10 protein-coding genes are annotated in these 17607 nt (G+C 72.1%); 4 read left to right on the plus strand and 6 right to left on the minus strand.

Translation table 11 applies throughout. From position 1 onward, the window contains the following. Nucleotides 1-39 precede the first annotated feature (39 nt). Nucleotides 40-2241: a hypothetical protein gene (locus tag ACSQ4M_RS14290; protein WP_436190163.1), complete on the minus strand. Its 2202-nt coding sequence runs from the start codon at nt 2239-2241 to the stop codon at nt 40-42. A 2-nt stretch (nt 2242-2243) separates the two neighbouring features. Further along, on the minus strand, nt 2244-3602 hold the full coding sequence (locus tag ACSQ4M_RS14295; protein ID WP_436190164.1) for an efflux RND transporter periplasmic adaptor subunit: 1359 nt from the start codon (nt 3600-3602) through the stop codon (nt 2244-2246). Between the two features lie 291 nt (nt 3603-3893). Here ACSQ4M_RS14295 and ACSQ4M_RS14300 point away from each other — a divergent pair, with 291 nt between their 5' ends. The 3 genes from ACSQ4M_RS14300 to ACSQ4M_RS14310 all read left to right on the plus strand — a co-directional run bounded on the left by ACSQ4M_RS14300 (nt 3894) and on the right by ACSQ4M_RS14310 (nt 12583). Beyond that, on the plus strand, nt 3894-5486 hold the full coding sequence (locus ACSQ4M_RS14300) for a methyl-accepting chemotaxis protein (protein WP_436190165.1): 1593 nt from the start codon (nt 3894-3896) through the stop codon (nt 5484-5486). Between the two features lie 27 nt (nt 5487-5513). After that, nucleotides 5514-8351, plus strand: a complete 2838-nt coding sequence (locus ACSQ4M_RS14305) for a PAS domain S-box protein (protein WP_436190166.1) — start codon at nt 5514-5516, stop codon at nt 8349-8351. A 143-nt stretch (nt 8352-8494) separates the two neighbouring features. Beyond that, nucleotides 8495-12583 (plus strand): response regulator, encoded by a 4089-nt coding sequence (locus ACSQ4M_RS14310; RefSeq protein ID WP_436194012.1) that lies wholly within the window; start codon nt 8495-8497, stop codon nt 12581-12583. Between the two features lie 334 nt (nt 12584-12917). On the opposite strand, the gene ACSQ4M_RS14315 is transcribed toward ACSQ4M_RS14310, so the two are convergent. Further along, nucleotides 12918-13892, minus strand: coding sequence for a Bug family tripartite tricarboxylate transporter substrate binding protein (locus tag ACSQ4M_RS14315; protein WP_436190167.1), 975 nt, complete (start codon nt 13890-13892; stop codon nt 12918-12920). Beyond that, nucleotides 13889-14974, minus strand: a complete 1086-nt coding sequence (locus tag ACSQ4M_RS14320; protein WP_436190168.1) for a CDP-6-deoxy-delta-3,4-glucoseen reductase — start codon at nt 14972-14974, stop codon at nt 13889-13891. The genes ACSQ4M_RS14315 and ACSQ4M_RS14320 overlap by 4 nt, the downstream gene beginning before the upstream one ends. A 48-nt stretch (nt 14975-15022) precedes the next feature. Here ACSQ4M_RS14320 and ACSQ4M_RS14325 point away from each other — a divergent pair, with 48 nt between their 5' ends. Next, the gene (locus ACSQ4M_RS14325) at nt 15023-15934 is read left to right on the plus strand and encodes an SDR family oxidoreductase (protein WP_436190169.1); all 912 of its coding nucleotides are present in this window, start codon (nt 15023-15025) and stop codon (nt 15932-15934) included. Here ACSQ4M_RS14325 and ACSQ4M_RS14330 read toward each other — a convergent pair whose 3' ends face one another. Then, entirely contained in the window at nt 15935-16951 is a 1017-nt protein-coding gene (locus ACSQ4M_RS14330) for a S1C family serine protease (protein ID WP_436190170.1), read from the minus strand. Nucleotides 16952-17044: 93 nt separating this feature from the next. After that, on the minus strand, nt 17045-17575 hold the full coding sequence (locus tag ACSQ4M_RS14335) for an Rrf2 family transcriptional regulator (protein ID WP_436190171.1): 531 nt from the start codon (nt 17573-17575) through the stop codon (nt 17045-17047). Nucleotides 17576-17607 lie beyond the last annotated feature (32 nt).

Raw genomic sequence — 17607 nt, forward strand, 5'->3', positions numbered from 1 at the left:
GGGGTTGGCGGAGCGCGCAGCGCGCAGACTGGGGGAGTTTCATGATCTCGGATTGAAGTGGCCGAGCAGCAGTTGCTGCAGGCCGCGCAATGCTTGTTGTGCCAGCGGCGCCGTGCCGTGGTCGAAGCGCACCAGCGCGCGCGTGCCGAAGCGCGGGCTCGCACGCCCGTCCAGTTCGATGTCCATGACCACCACGGGCTGGCGCGTGCGCAGGCCGTCCGGGTCGGCCGGGTCGGTGGCGATGCGGCCGCCGGAGGCTTCGCCCAGCGCGGCGCTGGGCAGCTGGTTCAGCGTGCCGGGCACGCGCAGCGCGATGCGGCCGGCATGCGATTGCGCGGGGCTTTCGCGCAGCCGCACCGCGATGCCCAGTGTGCGACCGCGGACCAGCTCGGCCTGTTGCTGCGGCAGGGCCACCCGCACGGTGGTGGGCGCGGCAGTCAGCACGTAGCCAATGGCCTCGCCGCGGCGGCGGAACTGGCCGACCAGCTCGTCGTGCCGGGGCAGCACCAGCAGGCCGTCGGCCAGCGCCGGGACCTCGCGCACGGCCAGGCGCTCGTCCAGGCGCGCCAGTTCGGCCTCGTGGTAGGCCAGGCGCTGGCGCAGGTCGGGCGCGTCCTGCGGGGCGCGGTCGATGGCGTAGAACAGGCGCACATTGGCCTCGGCCACGTCGCCGGCCAGCGTGGCGCGCCGTGCCGGCAGCACCGGATCGTCCAGCAGCGCGATGCGCGCACCGGCCTGCACCTGCTGGCCGTTGGCGGCGTCCAGTTCGGCGATGAAGCCGTCGGTGCCGGCACGCAGCTGGGCGTTCTCGGGCAGCCAGACCACGCCCTCGGCGACGCTGGACTGCGGCAGCGGCACCAGCGTGACGAAGGCCGCCAGCGCGGCGCCGACCACGCCCGCACGCAGCCAGGCGCGCCGGCGCTCGCCGTCCTCGCGGCCGGACAGGCCCAGCATCTGCAGCATGTTCTTGAAGGGCACCACGGTGTTGGCGCCCAGCAGCACGACCAGCGCGGCGATGCCCAGCATGGCCGCGAAGCTGCCCAGCCACAGGCTGACGACGACGGACAGCACCACGCGGTAGGTCCACGACAGCGGCGCGTAGACCTGCAGCCAGATGCGCTCGCCGGGCAGGGGCTCGACCGGCGTGCGCACACGCACGCCGAACAGCCGTTGGCCCAGCGCCTCGGACCACCAGCGCCCGCTGCGCGTGGCGAGGTTGCGCAGGTCCAGCAGGTCGCACAGCACGAAGTAGCCGTCGTAGCGCAGCAGCGGGTTGCCGTTGGTCAGCACCGTGGACAGGGCGCCGGTGAGCATGACGACGAAGGCCAGGTCGCGTACCAGGCCGGGCTGCACCGCGAGCCACACGCCCATGGCGAGCGCGGCGATGGCCAGCTCGGCCAGGATGCCGGCGGCGCTCACCAGCGCGCGCTGGCCGCGCCGGCGCAGGCCGTCGGCGGCGGAGGCGTCGACGAAGGGCACGGGGCTCAGCGCGATCAGGGTCACGCCGGCCTGGCGCACCTCGCCGCCGTAGCGCTGCAGCGCCAGCGCGTGGGCGGCCTCGTGCAGGCCCTTGATGAAGGGATAGCACAGCCAGGCCAGCAGCACGTAGCCGGGCGAGGCGAGTACCTTGCCGGCGCCCTGGGCCAGTTCGTCCCAGTGCATGGCCGCGGCCAGCAGCGCCGGCAGCACGGCGGCCAGCCACAGCGCGAGGCCGGTGCGCGAGAACAGCCAGGGGCCGAGCGGGCGCAGCGGCGCCAGCAGGCGCGAGGGGTCGCCCAGCGGCAGCCGGAAGGCCAGCGGGTTGACGCCGCCGGCACGGCGCCGGCGGCGGCGGCGGTCCTGCGCGTGGAACAGGTTTTCCACGTCGGGCGTGACGTCGAACTGCAGCAGGTTGCGTCCGTGCAGGCCGACCAGCAGCTCGATGATCTCGGTCTGCGTGACGGCCTGGTGGGGCTGGGCCGCGAGCATCGCGTTCCAGATCTGCTGCACGCTGGACTGGCCATCGCAGCGGCCCACGAAGGCGTAGGCGGCATCGTTCAGGCGCAGCGCGTTGTCGTTGGTGAGGTCGCGCAGCACATGGAAGGGCTTGCCGCGCTGCACCTGCAGCCGCAGTTCGGCATGGGGCCGCAGCTGCGGGCGCAGGCCGGCCACGCGGTGCCAGCGCGGGTTGAAGAGCGATTCCTGCGCCGCCTGCGCGTCCGCATGCTGCGCACCTGCCTGGACGGAGCGGAGCCAGCGCATGGCTAGGCCACCCAGGACCACAGCGCCAGGCGCAGCCAGTCGGCCACGCCATGGAACCAGACCCAGCCCAGCGCGGCACGGCCGGTGTCCAGCTTGCCCACGCCCTCCAGGCCGGGGCGGATGCGTTCGGCGTCGGCCGTCACGTCGGTCTCCACCTCGAACACGTTGCGCCCCTCGACCGGGCGCGCCATGGGCGTGATGCGCACGGCGCGGATGGCCAGCGCATCCCAGGGCAGGGCCGACAGCGACAGCTGGCCGGTCTGGCCGACGCGGACACGGCCGATGTCGCGCTCGTCGACCTGCAGCATGACGCGGTAGCGGTCCAGCGGCGCCAGCTGCAGCAGCGGCTTGCCGCGCTCCAGTGGGGCGCCGAGCGACTGCGTCAGGTCGCCGTCGACCACGATGCCGGCGAAGGGCGCGGTGATGCGCGCGCGCGCCAGCTCGGACTCGACCAGGCCCAGGTGGGCCCGGGCCTCGTCCACGCGGGCCAGCGCGATGACCATGGCGGCACGGTCGGCGCGCGCCAGCGCACTGGCGTAGGCGTTCTCGTACTGGCCCAGTTCGCTGCTCCACTTGCGCTTTTGCAGTTGGAGGTCCTGGTCGGACATCTCCAGCAGCAACTGGCCGGCCGCCACGCGGTCGCCCGGGCGCACGTGCACGGCCTGAAGGTAGCCGTCGGCCGGCACGACGATGGCGCGCATCTGCTGGCCTTCGACGCGGGCCCGGCCGCCCACGCGGTACTCCACGGGCAGTGCCAGCGCCCCGGCCAGCACTCCGACGGCGCCGGCCAGCAACCAGGCCGTGCGGCGCCGGCTGTCGTCCGCCGGCGCCTGGCCCTGGCGCAGCCGCCGGTACCAGGGCTGCTCGCGCTGGGCCATCAGGTACAGCACCGGACCGGCCAGGCTGATGTTGTTCTCCAGTTCGGCCACCACGGCGGGCAGTTCGGGCGGCGCGCTGGTCCACTCGCAAGTGACGGCGCCCACGGCGCGGCCCAGGTGCACGATCGGCACGGTGGCCACGGCACCGCCGCGTTCGCCCAGCAGCAGCCGGTGGGCATGGCGGATGGCGGGCGCGCCCTCGGCGGGCCAGTGCACGCTGGCGCCCTGCTGGACGGCTTCGTCCATGGCGGCGGTGAGGGGGTTGAAGGCCTGGCGGTGCAGGTTCTCGCCACTGCCGTGCGACAGGGCCACGAGCTCGACCTGGTGGCCGCGCAGGAAGCCGACGCCGACCCGCGCGCAGCCCCTGCCGTTGGCCAGTTCGCTGGCGAAGGCGGTGGCCGCCTCGCGCAGCTGCCCATGTGCCAGCACCGTCGCCTGCAGGGCAAGCGCGAGGATCTGGGGGTCGGGCAGCCGCGGATGCATGGCAGGCACCTCAGCCTGTGCGCGGCCAGTCGGGCGGGATGACGGCAACGACACCGAAATGATGTGGAAGGCTGTTCATGTCAGATAAGTCCTGCATTCTGCAACAGTCGTCCTCGCTTATATCTGTTCGTTGCTTTGTGTGCACAAACTTCATGGCCTTTTATCGAGGACAAATGTCCGCACATCTATTTGTCGTGTGTGCTGCAACTTTCGTGCGTCAAAGCGTGGACATTTGGCGGCGGTTGATGAATCATTGGCTTACAAATTCCCGTGGCGGGAGGGGGCAGCGCAATGAATGTGTTGAGAAAGTTGAAGCTTTCGGCCCGGCTGGCCGTGCTGATCGCCATCTTCGCCATCGGCTTCGTGTTGTCCGGCGGCTGGGCCTTCAAGACCTTGGACACGCTCAAGGTCAACGGGCCGATCTACGAGCGCATCGTGCAGGGCAAGGACCTGATCGCCGACATCCTGCCGCCGCCCGAATACATCATCGAGTCCTACCTGCTGGTGCTGCAACTCGCGCGCGCGGGCGACGCGGGCCGGCAGCAGGCGCTGGCCGAGCGCATCCGCAGCCTGAAGGGGCAATTCGACGAGCGCCACGACTTCTGGCAGAAGCAGGCGCTGGAGCCGGAGATGGGCCGGCTGCTGCTGGACGATGCCTACCGTCCGGCACAGGAGTTCTACCGCCTGGCCTTCGACGAACTGGTGCCGGCAGCGCGCGTCGGCGACGCCGGCAAGGTGGCCAGCACCATGCAGCGGCTGGACGCGGCGTACGAGACGCACCGCGCCGCCATCGACAAGGTGGTCGAGTTGGCCACCAAGCGCGTGGAGACGGACGAGGGCGCCGCGCGCGCGCTGATCCGGCGCGACACCGCGCTGCTGCTTGGCATCATGGTGTTGGCCATGGTGGCGGCCGTGGTGATGGCGCTGCTGGTGGCGCGCAGCATCACCGCGCCGCTGCGCCATGCGGTGAAGGTGGCCCGGGTGGTGGCCTCGGGCGTGCTGAACAGCCGCATCCGCGTGCGCTATCCCGACGAGCCCGACCAGCTGCTGCGCGCGCTGCAGGAGATGAACGGCAGCCTGCAGCGCATCGTGGGCGAAGTGCGTTCGGGCGCCGACACCATCGCCACCGCCACCAGCGAGATCGCGCGCGGGAACGACGACCTGTCGGTGCGCACCGAGCGCCAGGCCAGTGCGCTGCAGCAGACGGCCGCAGCGATGGAGCAACTGACCAGCACGGTGCGCCAGAACAGCGACAGCGCGCGCCAGGCCAACCAGCTGGTGCAGACCGCCGCCCAGGTCGCCCAGCGCGGCGGCCAGGCCGTGAGCGAGGTGGTGCAGACCATGCAGTCGATCAACACCTCGTCCAAGAAGGTGGTGGAGATCATCTCGGTGATCGACGGCATCGCATTCCAGACCAACATCCTGGCGCTGAACGCGGCCGTGGAGGCGGCCCGCGCGGGCGAGCAGGGGCGCGGCTTCGCGGTGGTGGCGTCCGAGGTGCGCAACCTGGCGCAGCGCTCGGCCGGAGCGGCCAAGGAGATCAAGGCGCTGATCAACGATTCGGTGCAGCAGGTGGAAGCCGGCAGCACCTTGGTGGCCCGCGCCGGCAGCACCATGGACGAGGTGGTCCAGAGCGTGGAACGCATCACCGGCATCATGGCCGAGATCAGCGCGGCCAGTGCCGAGCAGATCAGCGGGCTGGAGCAGATCAACACGGCCATCACCGAGATGGACAGCACCACGCAGCAGAACGCCGCGCTGGTGGAAGAGGCGGCCGCCGCTGCGTCCTCGCTGCGCACCGAGGCCCACAAGCAGGCGCAGATCGTCGGCGTGTTCCAGCTCGACGGGCCCGCTTCCCAACTGGCATTGCCGCAGGCGGCCTGAAGACGGCGCGCGGCGGCCGTGCCGGCGATGCCCGACGCATCCGCGCCTGTTGCCGGCAGCCCGCCCTGGCGCCCGCTGCGCCAGGGCGTCACCTGGGTGGCCGTGGCGGCCTGCCTGGCGCTGGCGGTGCTGGTGGGCTGGCTGGTGCAGCAGTGGCAGTCGGAGGCGCTGCAGCGGGAGCTGCAGCGCGATGCGGACCAGCTGGTCGACCAGGTGCATGCCCTGAGCAGCGATGGCCGGGCCATGGGCGGCGTGCAGCTGCTGGGCCTGGTGGACCAGCACATCAAGCGCCTGCTCGATGGCGAGGCGACGGCGCAGGACCCGGCCCTGCAGGCCATGCTGGCGGCCGTCATCGGTGAGTACGGCGCCGACAACGCGCTGGTGCTGGACCGCCACGGCCGCACCGTGGCCTACCGCGCGCAGAACGGCAGCGGCCGCGGCCTGGGACGCGACCTGTCGATGCGGCCGTACTTCCGGCGGGCCATGGTCGGCGCGCCCAACCTGTACCCGGCGGTGGGCAAGAACACCGGCGAGCGCGGCATTTACCTGGCCGCGCCGGTGCGCGGGCGGCTCGATCCGCAGGCCGAGCCGGTCGGCGTGGCGGTGGTCAAGATCGGCATGGAGCGCATCGACGCGCAACTGGGCCGCTATGCCCACACGGTGCTGCTGGTGTCGCCGGAGGGCGTGGTGTTCGGCACCAACCGAAGCCAGTGGCTGTTGCACACGCTGGCACCCATCGCTGCCGCGGACCAGGCGCTGCTGGCGCGGGACGCGCGCTACGGCGACCTGTTCGCCAAGGGTGCGCCGCCAGCGCTGCCGCTGGTGGCGGTGGCCGGCGGCGGCCGGCTGGACGGGGTGCGCGTCGGGCGCGCCTTCGCCACGCTGGACTGGCCTGCCGCCCGGCGCGACTGGCAGCTGGTGGTGCTGCGGCCGCTGACCGCGGCCGAGCAGGGCGGCACGGCCCTGGCTGGGGCCGCGGCGGCCCTGGCGACCAGCCTGGCGCTGGCCGCCGCCTGGCTGCGCCGCCAGGCACGGCAGGCGCGGCGCGCCTGGGAGCGCGGGCAGGCCGAGGCGGCCGTGGCGCGCGAACTGGCCTTCCAGCAGCGCCTCATCGATGCCCTGCCCAACCCGCTGTTCCTCAAGGACGACCAGGGCCGCTACACCACCGTGAACCGGGCCTTCGAGGCCGCCTACGGCGTGCAGCGCGAGGACTTCATCGGCCGCACGGTGCTGGAGCTGCCCGTGCTCGATGCCGCCGCGCGCGAGGAAGCGCACCGCTGCGACATGGAGGTGGTGCGCAGCGGCGGGCGCATCCATCGGGAATTCGAGAACCGCTGGGCCGATGGGCGCGCGCACCAGACGCTGTTCTGGGGCCAGGGCCTGCGCGCGCCGGACGGCGGCACGGCCGGCATGGTCGGCGTGCTGCTGGACATCAGCGAGGAGGCGCAGGCGCGCGCTGCGCTGCGCGAGCGCGAGCAGTTGCTGCGCGACCTGCTGGAGTCTGCGCCCGGCACCGTGGTGGCGGCCGACGGCAGTGGCCGGGTGCTGTTCCACAACCAGAACGCGCTGGAGATGTTCGGCGTCGATGCCGACACGCTGGCGGCACAGGGCATGCGCGCCCGCTACGCCGATCCGTCGCAGCGCGCCGTGCTGATGGAGCGGCTGTGGCGCGAGGGCTTCGCGCGTGCGTCGGATCTGGAGATGGTGCGCGGCGACGGCAGCCGCTTCTGGGCCCAGCTGTCGTTCACGCGCGGCAGCTTCGGCGGGCAGCCCGACGTGGCCTTCGGCTGGTGCGTGGACATCACCGAGCGCAAGCGCACGGCCCAGGCCATGCAGGCCGCCAGGGAGGCGGCCGAGGCGGCCGCCGCGGCCAAGTCGGATTTCCTGGCCAACATGAGCCACGAGATCCGCACGCCGCTGAACACCATCATCGGCCAGGCGCACATGGCGCTGCAGGGCGAGTTGGGCGCGGCCCAGCGCGTGCACGTGCAGAAGGTGCACGCTGCGGCCCAGGCCCTGCTGGCGATCGCCAACGACGTGCTGGACTTCTCGCGCACCGAGTCGGGCCGGCTGGTGCTGCAGGAGGCCGATTTCGACCTGGATGCCCTGCTGGCGCGGCTGGTGGCGCGCCACGGGCCGTCGGCGGACGACAAGGGCCTGGCGCTGCGCCTGGATGTCGGCGAAGCCGTGCCGCGGCTGCTGTGCGGCGACGCGCAGCGGCTCGAGCAGGTGTTGGGCCAGCTGCTGGGCAACGCCCTGAAGTTCACCGCGCAGGGCGAGGTGGTGCTGCAGTGCCGGCACCGGCTTGCGGACAGCGGCGGTGTGGTGCTGCAGGTCGCCGTGACCGACACCGGCATCGGCATCGCGCCGGAGCAGCTCGGCCAGCTGTTCCAGCCGTTCCGGCAGGGGGACGGATCGAGCACGCGGCGCTTCGGTGGCCTCGGGCTGGGGCTGGCGCTGGCCAAGCGCCTGGCCGACGCGGCCGGTGGATCGATCACGGCGCAGAGCGCGCCGGGTGCGGGCACCTGCATCCAGCTGGAATGGCCGTGCCGCACGGGCTCGGGAGGGTGTACGCCCGAGGCCCGGCCGGCCCCGGCCACCGCTGGCTCGACGAGCGGCGGGGTGGCTGCGCTGACCGACGCCCAGGCGCGTAGCGGGCTGGCACGCCTGTGTGAGATGCTGGAGTCCATGGACGGCGACACCGGCACGCAACTCCACGCCATGCGGCCCTGGCTGCAGCAGCGGCTGCCGCCTGCGCAACTGCAGCAGCTGGTGCGCCTGGTGCAGCACTACGACCTGGAAGATGCCCTGGCGCTGTTGCGCGGCAGCCCGACCCTGGCGTCCTGGCTGCCGGAGGCGGCGTGAGCACCGCCCGGCCGCCCCAAGGTGCTCAGCGCCGCAGCGCGCAGCGCGAAGGAATTCCAGTGAGCACCGCCGGGCCGCCCCAAGGTGCTCAGCACCGCAGCGCGGCGCCGTCCGCGCCCGTCCAGGGCTTCGCCCGCCTCGGCCTGCGCGGCCGGCCGGCACTGCCGGTGCCGCCGGTGGTGCGCCATGCGACCGTGGCCCTGGCGCTGGCCTGGCTGGCGCTGGTGGCCGGCCTGGGGTGGTGGGGTTCCCAGCGCATCCTGGCGGCGCAGCTGGACAGCCTGGCCGCTGGCGCCGACCACGATGCCGAGGCCACAGCGCGCATCGTGAACCGGCTGTTCACCGAGATGGTCAGCGTGTCCAACATGGTGGCGCGCCAGAGCCTGGTGATCCAGGTGGCCACGCGCTACCGCCTTGATGCGCCCGGCGCGGCCCGGCTGACACGCCAGCAGCGCGCCGCGCAGTTCACGCGCGACCCGCAGGTGCGCGAGGTGGGTGACTACATGAAAGCGGTGGCGAGCGACCTGCGCTATGCCCGCATCTACATGAACAACCTGTCGGACGACACGGTCTCGGCCAGCAACTGGGACCAGGACGACAGCATCGTGGGCCAGATCTACGGCGGGCGCGCCTACCTGATCGATGCGCTGCGCGACGGCGTGGGCAAGCAGTTCGGCATCGGCCGGCTCAACAACATCCCGGCCTACTTCGTGGCCAGCCGCATCGATGGCCCGGGCGGCGTGCCGCAGGGCTCGGTCACGGTCAAGTTCGACGCGCCGGACATGGCGCCCTACCTGTCGGGGCGGCACGTCGCGCTGATCGTGAGCCCGCAGGGGCGCGTCATCACTGCCTCGTCGGAGCCGTTCATGCTGCGCAACCTGGCGGCGCTGCTGCCCGCCGGGACGGCGCGCCCGCCCGAGGGCGGCGAGAGCCTGGGGGAACCGCTGGACGTGCGGGCGCCGGCCGATCCGTTGTATGCCGGCCACTGGCTCATCGACGGCCGGCCCTACCTGCTGCGGCACCAGCCGCTGTCCGATCCGCAGTACCAGCTGCTCACGCTGACGGAACTGGACGGGCTGGCGCCGATGCGCCGGCGGCACGTGCTCGTCGCCGGCCTGCTGGCCGCCTTCGGCCTGGCGCTGGTCCTGGTCGGCAGCCGTTTTGCCGGACAGATGCTGGTGCACCGCCGCGAGGAACTGCGGCTGGCGGCCGAGCAAGCGGCCTTTCTGCAGGCGCTGATGGACCGCATCCCCAACCCGATCTTCTACAAGGACGACGACGGCCGCTTCCTGGGTTGCAACCAGGCCTACGGGCAGGCGTTCGGGCTGCAGCCTGCGGAACTGATCGGCAAGACCGTGCTGGACCTGCCCTATGTGCCGCAGCGCGAGGCCGGGCACGCCGAGCAACTGGCGCTGGTGCGCGACGGCGGCATGCTGAGCCGCGAGGCGCAGTTCGCCTTTGCCGATGGGCGCGTGCACACCACGCTGTTCTCGGTGAGTGCGATCCGCATGGCGGACGACAGCAGCGCCGGCCTGGTGGGCGTGATCGTGGACGTGACGCCGCTCAAGGACGCGCAACAGCAGCTGCAGGATGCCAACGAGCGGCTGCAGGTGGCCCAGGACGCCGGCGGCATCGGCGTCTTCGATCTGGACATGCGCAGCGGCCGGGGTTACTGGGCGCCCCAGCTCGAGCGCCTGTACGGCGTGGAGCCGGGCAGCTACGACGGCACGCCGGAGTTCTGGGAGCGGCACGTGCATGTGGAAGACCGCGAGCGCGCCGCCGCGCTGTTCCGCTCGGCCGTGGCGGACCCGCAGGTCTCGACCTTCCAGCACGAGTTCCGCGTGCCGCAGGCCGATGGCCGCATCCGCTCGGTGCAGAGCGTGGGCCGTGTGCTGCGCGACGAGGCGGGCCGCGCGCGCCGCGTGATCGGCGTGGCCATCGACATCACGGCCATGGCGCAGGCGCGCGACGCGGCGGGCGCCGCCAACCAGGCCAAGAGCGATTTCCTGGCCAACATGAGCCACGAGATCCGCACGCCGATGAATGCGGTGATCGGCATGTCGCACCTGGCGCTGCGCACGCAGCTGACGCCGCAGCAGCGCGACTATCTGAACAAGATCCAGCAGTCGGGCCAGCACCTGATGGGCATCCTCAACGACATCCTGGATTTCTCCAAAGTGGAGGCCGGCAAGCTGGAGGTCGAGCACATCCCGTTCGAGCTCGACCGCGTGATCGACACCGTGGCCGGCGTGATCGCCGACCGCGCCAACGCCAAGCGGCTGGAGCTGATCTGCGACGTGGCGGCCGACGTGCCGCAGCAGCTCAGGGGCGATCCGCTGCGGCTGGGCCAGATCCTCATCAACTACGCCAGCAATGCGATCAAGTTCACCGAGGCGGGCGAGGTGAACATCGGCGTGCGGGTGCTGGAGTTCGGCCCCGGCGGCGGCGAGGGCGGGCCGCAGGTGCTGCTGCGCTTCGAGGTGCGCGACACCGGCATCGGCCTGACCGAGGCGCAGCAGCAGCGGCTGTTCCGCAGCTTCGAGCAGGCCGACAGCTCGATCACGCGCCAGTACGGCGGCACCGGCCTGGGCCTGGCCATCAGCAAGCGGCTGGCCGCGCTGATGGGCGGCGAGGTGGGCGTGGAGAGCGTGCCGGGCCAGGGTTCCACGTTCTGGTTCACCGCGCGGCTGGGCCTGGGCGAGCGGCGCGGCCGGCCGGTGCTGCCGCAGATCGACCTGCGCGGTCGCCGCGTGCTGGTGGTGGACGACAACGCGCACGCCGCGCAGGTGCTGTCCGAGCTGTTGGCGGCGCAGGCCTTCGAGGTGCGCACGGTGCTGAGCGGCGCCGAGGCCGTGGCCCAGGTGCGCGAGGCCTGCGAGGCCGGCACGCCCTTCGACACCGTGATGCTGGACTGGCAGATGCCCGGCATGGACGGGCTGCAGACCGCGGCGCGCATCCGCGCGCTGGGCATGGCGCCGGTGCCGCGCATGGTGGTGGTCACGGCCTACGGCCGCGAGGAGGTGATCCGCAGCGCCCAGGAGGCCGGCATCGACCATCTGATGCTCAAGCCGGTCAGCGCCTCGGTGCTGTTCGACACCATGATGCGCGTGCTGGGAGAGGACACCGGCGACGAGCCCGCCGCCGCGGCGGGACAGGAGCGGCGCACCCCGGCGCTGCATGCGCTGGAGCCGCTGCGCGGCGCGCGCATCCTGCTGGTGGAGGACAACGATCTGAACCAGCAGGTGGCCTGCGAGCTGTTGCAGGCTGCCGGCTTCGCCGTCGACGTGGCCGGCGATGGGCAGCAGGCGCTCGACCGCATCGCCGCCACCACGGTACCCCCCGCCGTGCCCTACGACCTGGTGCTGATGGACATGCAGATGCCGGTGCTGGACGGTGTCGGCGCCACGCGCCTGCTGCGCCAGGACGTGCGCCATGCCGGCCTGCCGATCCTGGCCATGACGGCCAACGCCATGGCCGCCGACCGCCAGCGCTGCCTGGAGGCCGGCATGCAGGACTTCGTCGCCAAGCCGATCGAGCCCGATGCGCTGTGGCGCGCGCTGGCCCGATGGATCCGTCCGCGCGCGGGCCTGGGCGGCCTGTCGGTGGCGGTGCAGGCCCCGGTGGCGCAGGACGATGCGCCGGTGCTGGCCCGGCCCGTGCCAGGGCTGGACGTGGCCAAGGGCCTGCGCCGCGTGCTGGGCAAGCGTGCGCTGTACCTGACGCTGCTGGGCAAGTTCGTGGCGGGCCAGCGCGACGCGGTGGCGGCGGTCCGGCAGGCGCTGGCCGCAGGCGAGCGGGCCACGGCCGAGCGGCTGGCCCACACACTCAAGGGCGTGGCCGGGAACATCGGCGCGCTGCAGCTGCAGGGACTGGCCGCAGACCTGGAGGACGGCTTGCGCGGCGAGGCTTCGGCCGAACGGTTGGAGCCGCTGCTGGACGCGGTGGCCGCACCGCTGCGGGAACTGGTGCAGGCGATCGAGGCCCAGTTGCCGGACGAGGGGCTGGAATCGCGCGCGGCGGCGGTGACGCCGGCCCAGTCCGCCGAACTGCTGCAGCGGCTGGCCGCACTGCTGGAGGACAACGATGCCGACGCGCAGGACCTGATCGCCAGCGAGGCGGCGGCGCTCCAGGGTGCGCTGGGCAACGAAGCCTTCGAGGCGCTGCGGCGCGCGGCGGCGGCCTACGATTTCGAGGCCGGCACCGGCATCGTGCGCGAGGCCCTGAGCGCTTGACTCTCCCGCCGAGGGGCTGCTTTCCTACAGGGGTGGCGAGGCCGCAACACGATGATGGATGCGCGGTGCATCCAGACAAGGTGCTTTCTGGGAAGCGGATGCATCGATTGGGCTGCCTTTGGGCAGCCCTTTTTCTTGCGGCGCCGCGCTGCTCAAGGAACGCGGCGGCACAAGCAGCAGACGCTGGCGACGATGGCAATGGCCAACAGAGTGCCCATCATGGCGTGCCTCCCGGTGGACGGGCGCGCGGACTTGCGCGTCCTCTGCATCCAGGGTGGCCGCTGGACCGGCCTGGCGCTGTCGGACAGTGCCGGGACGCCTTGCCCGCCAGCGGTCAGTCGACCTGTGCGCCGGAGGCCTTCACGAGCTTTTGGTACTTGGCCAGTTCGGCCTGCATGAAGGCGCCGAACTGGGCCGACGTGCTGGGCACGGGCTCGGCCAGCAGGTTGGCGAAGCGCTGGCGCGTCTCGTCGGATTGCAGCGCCGCGACGAAGGCCTGGTTCAAGCGCGCGACAACGTCCGCTGGCGTTCCGGCCGGCGCCACCAGGCCCCACCAGGTGTCGATGGCGAAGCCCTTCAGCGTGTCGGCCACGGGCGGCACCTCGGGCAGGGCCGGCGAGCGCTGCAAGGTGGTGACGGCCAGGGCCCTGAGCTTGCCCGAGCGGATGCCGGGCGCGGCCGTGGCCAGGTTGTCGAAGTTGAAGTCGACCTGGCCGGACAGCAGCGCCAGCTGGGCCGGGTTGCCGCCGTTGTAGGGGATGTGCAGCGCGAAGATGCCGGCCTGCGCCTTGAACATCTCGCCGGCCAGGTGGCCGGCGCTGCCGTTGCCGCCTGAGCCGTAGTTGAGCTTGGCGGGGTTGGCCTTCGCATACGCGATGAGATCGGCCACGGTGGCGATCTTCAGGCGCTGCGCGGTGTCGGCGTTCATGACCAGCACGTTGGGCACGCGCACCATCTGCGTGATGGGCGCGAAGTCGCGCGCCGCGTCGAACGGCATCTTGCGGTACAGCCAGGGATTGACGGCGTGCGTGGCAGTGGCCGCGATGCCGATGGTCAAGCCGTCGTGCGGCGCCTTGGCCACCGCATCGGCGCCGATGTTGCCGCCGGCACCGGGCTTGTTCTCGATGATCACGGTGCCGAGCTGGTCCTTGACGCCTTCGGCCAGCACGCGGGCCGTGACGTCGATGGGGCCGCCGGCCGCGTAGGGCACGATCAGCCGGATCGGCTTGTTCTGGGCCACCGAGGGCAGGGCGGCCAGGGCCAGCGTGGACAGCAGCGCGGCACGGCGCAGGGTGTTGATCCGGGTCATGGCTGGGCCTTGTCGGCTTCGGAGGTGAAGGCGTCGGCGAAGAACTCCTCGGGCGGCAGGCCGGCCTGGGCGCTGTAGTCGGCGCGGGCGGAGTCGACCACGATGGGCGCGCCGCAGGCATAGACCTGGTGGCCCGAGAGATCCGGCAGGTCTTCCAGCACGGCGCGGTGCACGAAGCCGGTGCGGCCCGTCCAGTTGTCCTCGGGCAGGGCGTTGGAGACCACCGGCACGTAGCGCAGGTTGGGCATCTCGGCCAGCTTCTCGCGCAGCCAGCCGTCCATGTACAGGTCGGCCGGGCGGCGGCCGCCCCAGTAGACCGTGGCCGGACGCGTGATGGCCTTGAACTGCAGCTGCTCGATGACGGCCTTGATCGGGGCAAAGCCCGTGCCCGAAGCCAGCAGCACGATGGGCTTGTCGGAGTCCTCGCGCAGGAAGAAGCTGCCGTAAGGGCCTTCGATGCGCAGGATTTCCTTTTCCTTCATGGCACCGAACACGTGGTCGGTGAACTTGCCGCCGGGCATGTGGCGGATGTGCAACTCCACGCTGGGGCCCACGGGCGGCACGGCGCCGGGCTGGCCGCCGGCGGTGTGCGGCGCGTTGGCCATGGAGTAGCTGCGGCGCGCGCCGTCGCGCAGCAGGAATTCCACGTACTGGCCGGCGTGGTAGCGCATGGCGTCGTTGGCCGGCAGCTGGAGGCGGACGACCATCACGTCGTGCGAGACCTTGGCCAGGCTGGCCACGCGCGCGGGCATGCGCTTGATCGGGAAGGCGCTTTCGTCGGTGACCTGGCGCGATTCGAGCACCACGTCGGTGAGCGGCACGCCGCAGCAGGTCAGGACGAGGCCAGCGGCTTCTTCCTCGGCCGACAAGGCCTTGCTCTGGTGCGGGCCGTGCGCGACGCGGCCCTCCAGCATCTTGCACTTGCACGAGCCGCAGGCGCCATCCTTGCAGCCGTAGGGCAGGCCGACGCCCTGGCGGATGCCGGCGGCCAGGATGGCCTCGCCCGCACTGGCTTCGAACGAACGGCCACTGGGCTGCACGGTGATCTTGAAGGGGGGCGCGGCGGCCGTCGTCAGGGTCATCTTTGGGTATCCTCGTGGGCTTCTCGCCGCTTCAGTGAACCCAGGATTTTGCCCTCAAACCAGTTTCCGCTCGGCGCGCTGCCTGCGCGCTTTCGCCGCACGCGTGTGCTGATCGTCGGCTGCGGCGACGTGGGCCAGCGCGTGGCGGCCCGGCTGCCACCCGGTGTGCGCGTGGTGGCGCTGACCTCGTCGGCCGAGCGCGTTGCCGCGCTGCGTGCCCAGGGCCTGGTGCCGCTGCGCGGCGATCTGGACGATGCGGCCTCGCTGCGCCGGCTGGCCGGGCTGGCCGACCGCGTGCTGCATCTGGCGCCGCCGCCGGGCGAGGGTGCGCGCGATGCGCGCACGCGCGCATTGGGCCGGGCCTTGCTGCGGCGCACGCGGCCGCGGGCGCTGGTCTATGGCTCGACCAGCGGCATTTACGGCGACTGCGGCGGCGATTGGGTGGCCGAGACGCGCCGGCCGGCGCCGCGCACCGAGCGCGCGCTGCGCCGGCTCGATGCCGAGGCCGCCGTGCGCTTCCTGGGGCGGGCCGGCGGCGTGCGCGCCAGCGTGCTGCGCATTCCGGGCATCTACGCGCCGGACCGTGCAAGCGGCACGCCACGCGAGCGACTGGCCAAGGGCACGCCGGTGCTGCGGGCCGAGGACGACGTCTACACCAACCACATCCATGCCGATGACCTCGCGCGCGCCTGCATCGCCGCGCTGTGGCGCGGGCGGGCGCAGCGCGTGGTCAACGCGTGCGACGACACCGTGCTCAAGATGGGCGACTACTTCGACCTGGCGGCCGACCTGTACGGCATGGCGCGGCCGCCGCGCGTGGCCGCCGCCGAGGCGCGTGGCCAGTTGCCGCTGATGGTGCTGAGCTTCATGTCCGAATCGCGCCGGCTGCTGAACCAGCGCCTCAAGCGCGAGCTGCGGCTGGCGTTGCACTACCCGACGGTGGAGGCCGGGCTGCGCTGATCAGATGCCCTTGGGTTTGCGCATGGTGCTCATGCGGTCCACGGGCTTGACGGTCAGGGTCTTCACCTCGGCGCCCTGCAGCACGGTGAGCCGGACCTCGGCCTGGGCATCGGCGCGGTCCCAGAGCTTCTTGTAGAAGCCCTCCAGCGTGGTCACCTTGGTGCCGTCCACGGCCAGCACCACATCGCCAGGCTGCAGGCCGGCCGCAGAGGCCGGGCTGGCCTTGCCGACGCGCGCGACCTGCACGCGGCCGGACTGCTCCACCGAGTTGACGCCCAGCCAGGGCCGCCTGCTGAGCCGCGTGCTGCCGGTGCTCTGCATCTCCGCGAGGATGGGCTTGAGCAGGTCCACGGGCACGAACATGTTGCCGGGCACCTGCCGGCCCGTGCCCAGCGCGTCCATCACGAACAGGCTGCCGATGCCGACCAGTTCGCCCTTCTGGTTGAACAGCGGCGCGCCGGAGTGGTTGGCGACCGGCGGGCTTGTGAACAGCGCGGTGTCGATGAAGTACTCCCAGTAGCCTGAGAAGGCGCGCTTGCCGACCAGTTGGGTCATGGCCACATCGCCGCCATCGCCGCCGGTGGCGGTCATGAGGGCCATGCCGGGTTCCAGTTCAGAGTGGCTGCCCAGCGGCACCGGGACCACGCCACGCAGCGGCAGCAGGGAGCGCAACAGGCCGAAGCCGGTCGCCAGGTCGTAGGCCACGGCCTGTGCCGGCAGCCGCCGGCCATCCTGCGTGAGGATCTGGATGTGCTCGGCCTCCAGCATCAGGTAGCCGATGGTGAGGATCAGGCCGTCGGGGCCGATCACCACACCGGAGCCCTGGCGTTGGCGCCCCAGGGTCTCGGCCGAGCCGGCGTCCTCGCCGGCGATGGCCTGCACGCCGACCACGGCTGCGTGTGCGCGGCTCAGCGCTTCGATGGTCTGCTGGACGGGGGGAGGGGTGGTGGCCGCCTGGCCGGACCACTGGGCGAGCGCCATGGCAAGGGCAAGGCAGGCGGATCGGATGCTGCGCATGGCGAACTCCCGAAGCTGGAGGCGATGCGCACAGGATGCACCCGGAAACAAACCACTGCAAGGCCCGGGGGCAAGGCCTTGCAGCGTGCCGTGTCAGCCCTTGAGCTGCAGGTACTGGCCGTAGGCGAACACCGAATTCGGCGCACGCACGGTGGCCTGGCGCGGCCGCGGCTGCACGGCGGCGCGGCGGCGGCTGGGCGCGGCCTCGATCTCCACGCCCTTGGCGCGCTGCTCGTCGGCCAGCTGGCGCAGCGAGATGCCTTGCATGTAGTCGAGCATGCAGGCGGACAGGCTGTCCCAGAGGTCGCCGGCCATCTTGGCGTCCGGATCGCCCTGCGCCACGGCGCCTTGCGCGTCCTGCGCGGCCTGGTCGTCGACGGCCAGGATGATGTCGGCCACGCTGACGGCGCTGGCTTTGCGCGCCAGCGTGTAGCCGCCACCCGGGCCGCGCGCGCTCTCGACCAGGCCGGAGCGGCGCAGGCGGCTGAACATCTGCTCCAGGTACGACAGCGAGATCTTCTGCCGGGCGCCGATGGCCGACAGCGTCACGGGACCGAGGTGCTCCCGCAATGCGACGTCGATCATCGCGTTCACCGCGAAACGGCTCTTGGTGGTCAATCGCATGGCTGGGCTCCTTGTTGTAGCGGGATGTGGGC

Origin of the sequence: Pseudorhodoferax sp. LjRoot39 (genome assembly GCF_964253035.1) — a bacterium.
Lineage (GTDB): Bacteria > Pseudomonadota > Gammaproteobacteria > Burkholderiales > Burkholderiaceae_C > Pseudorhodoferax.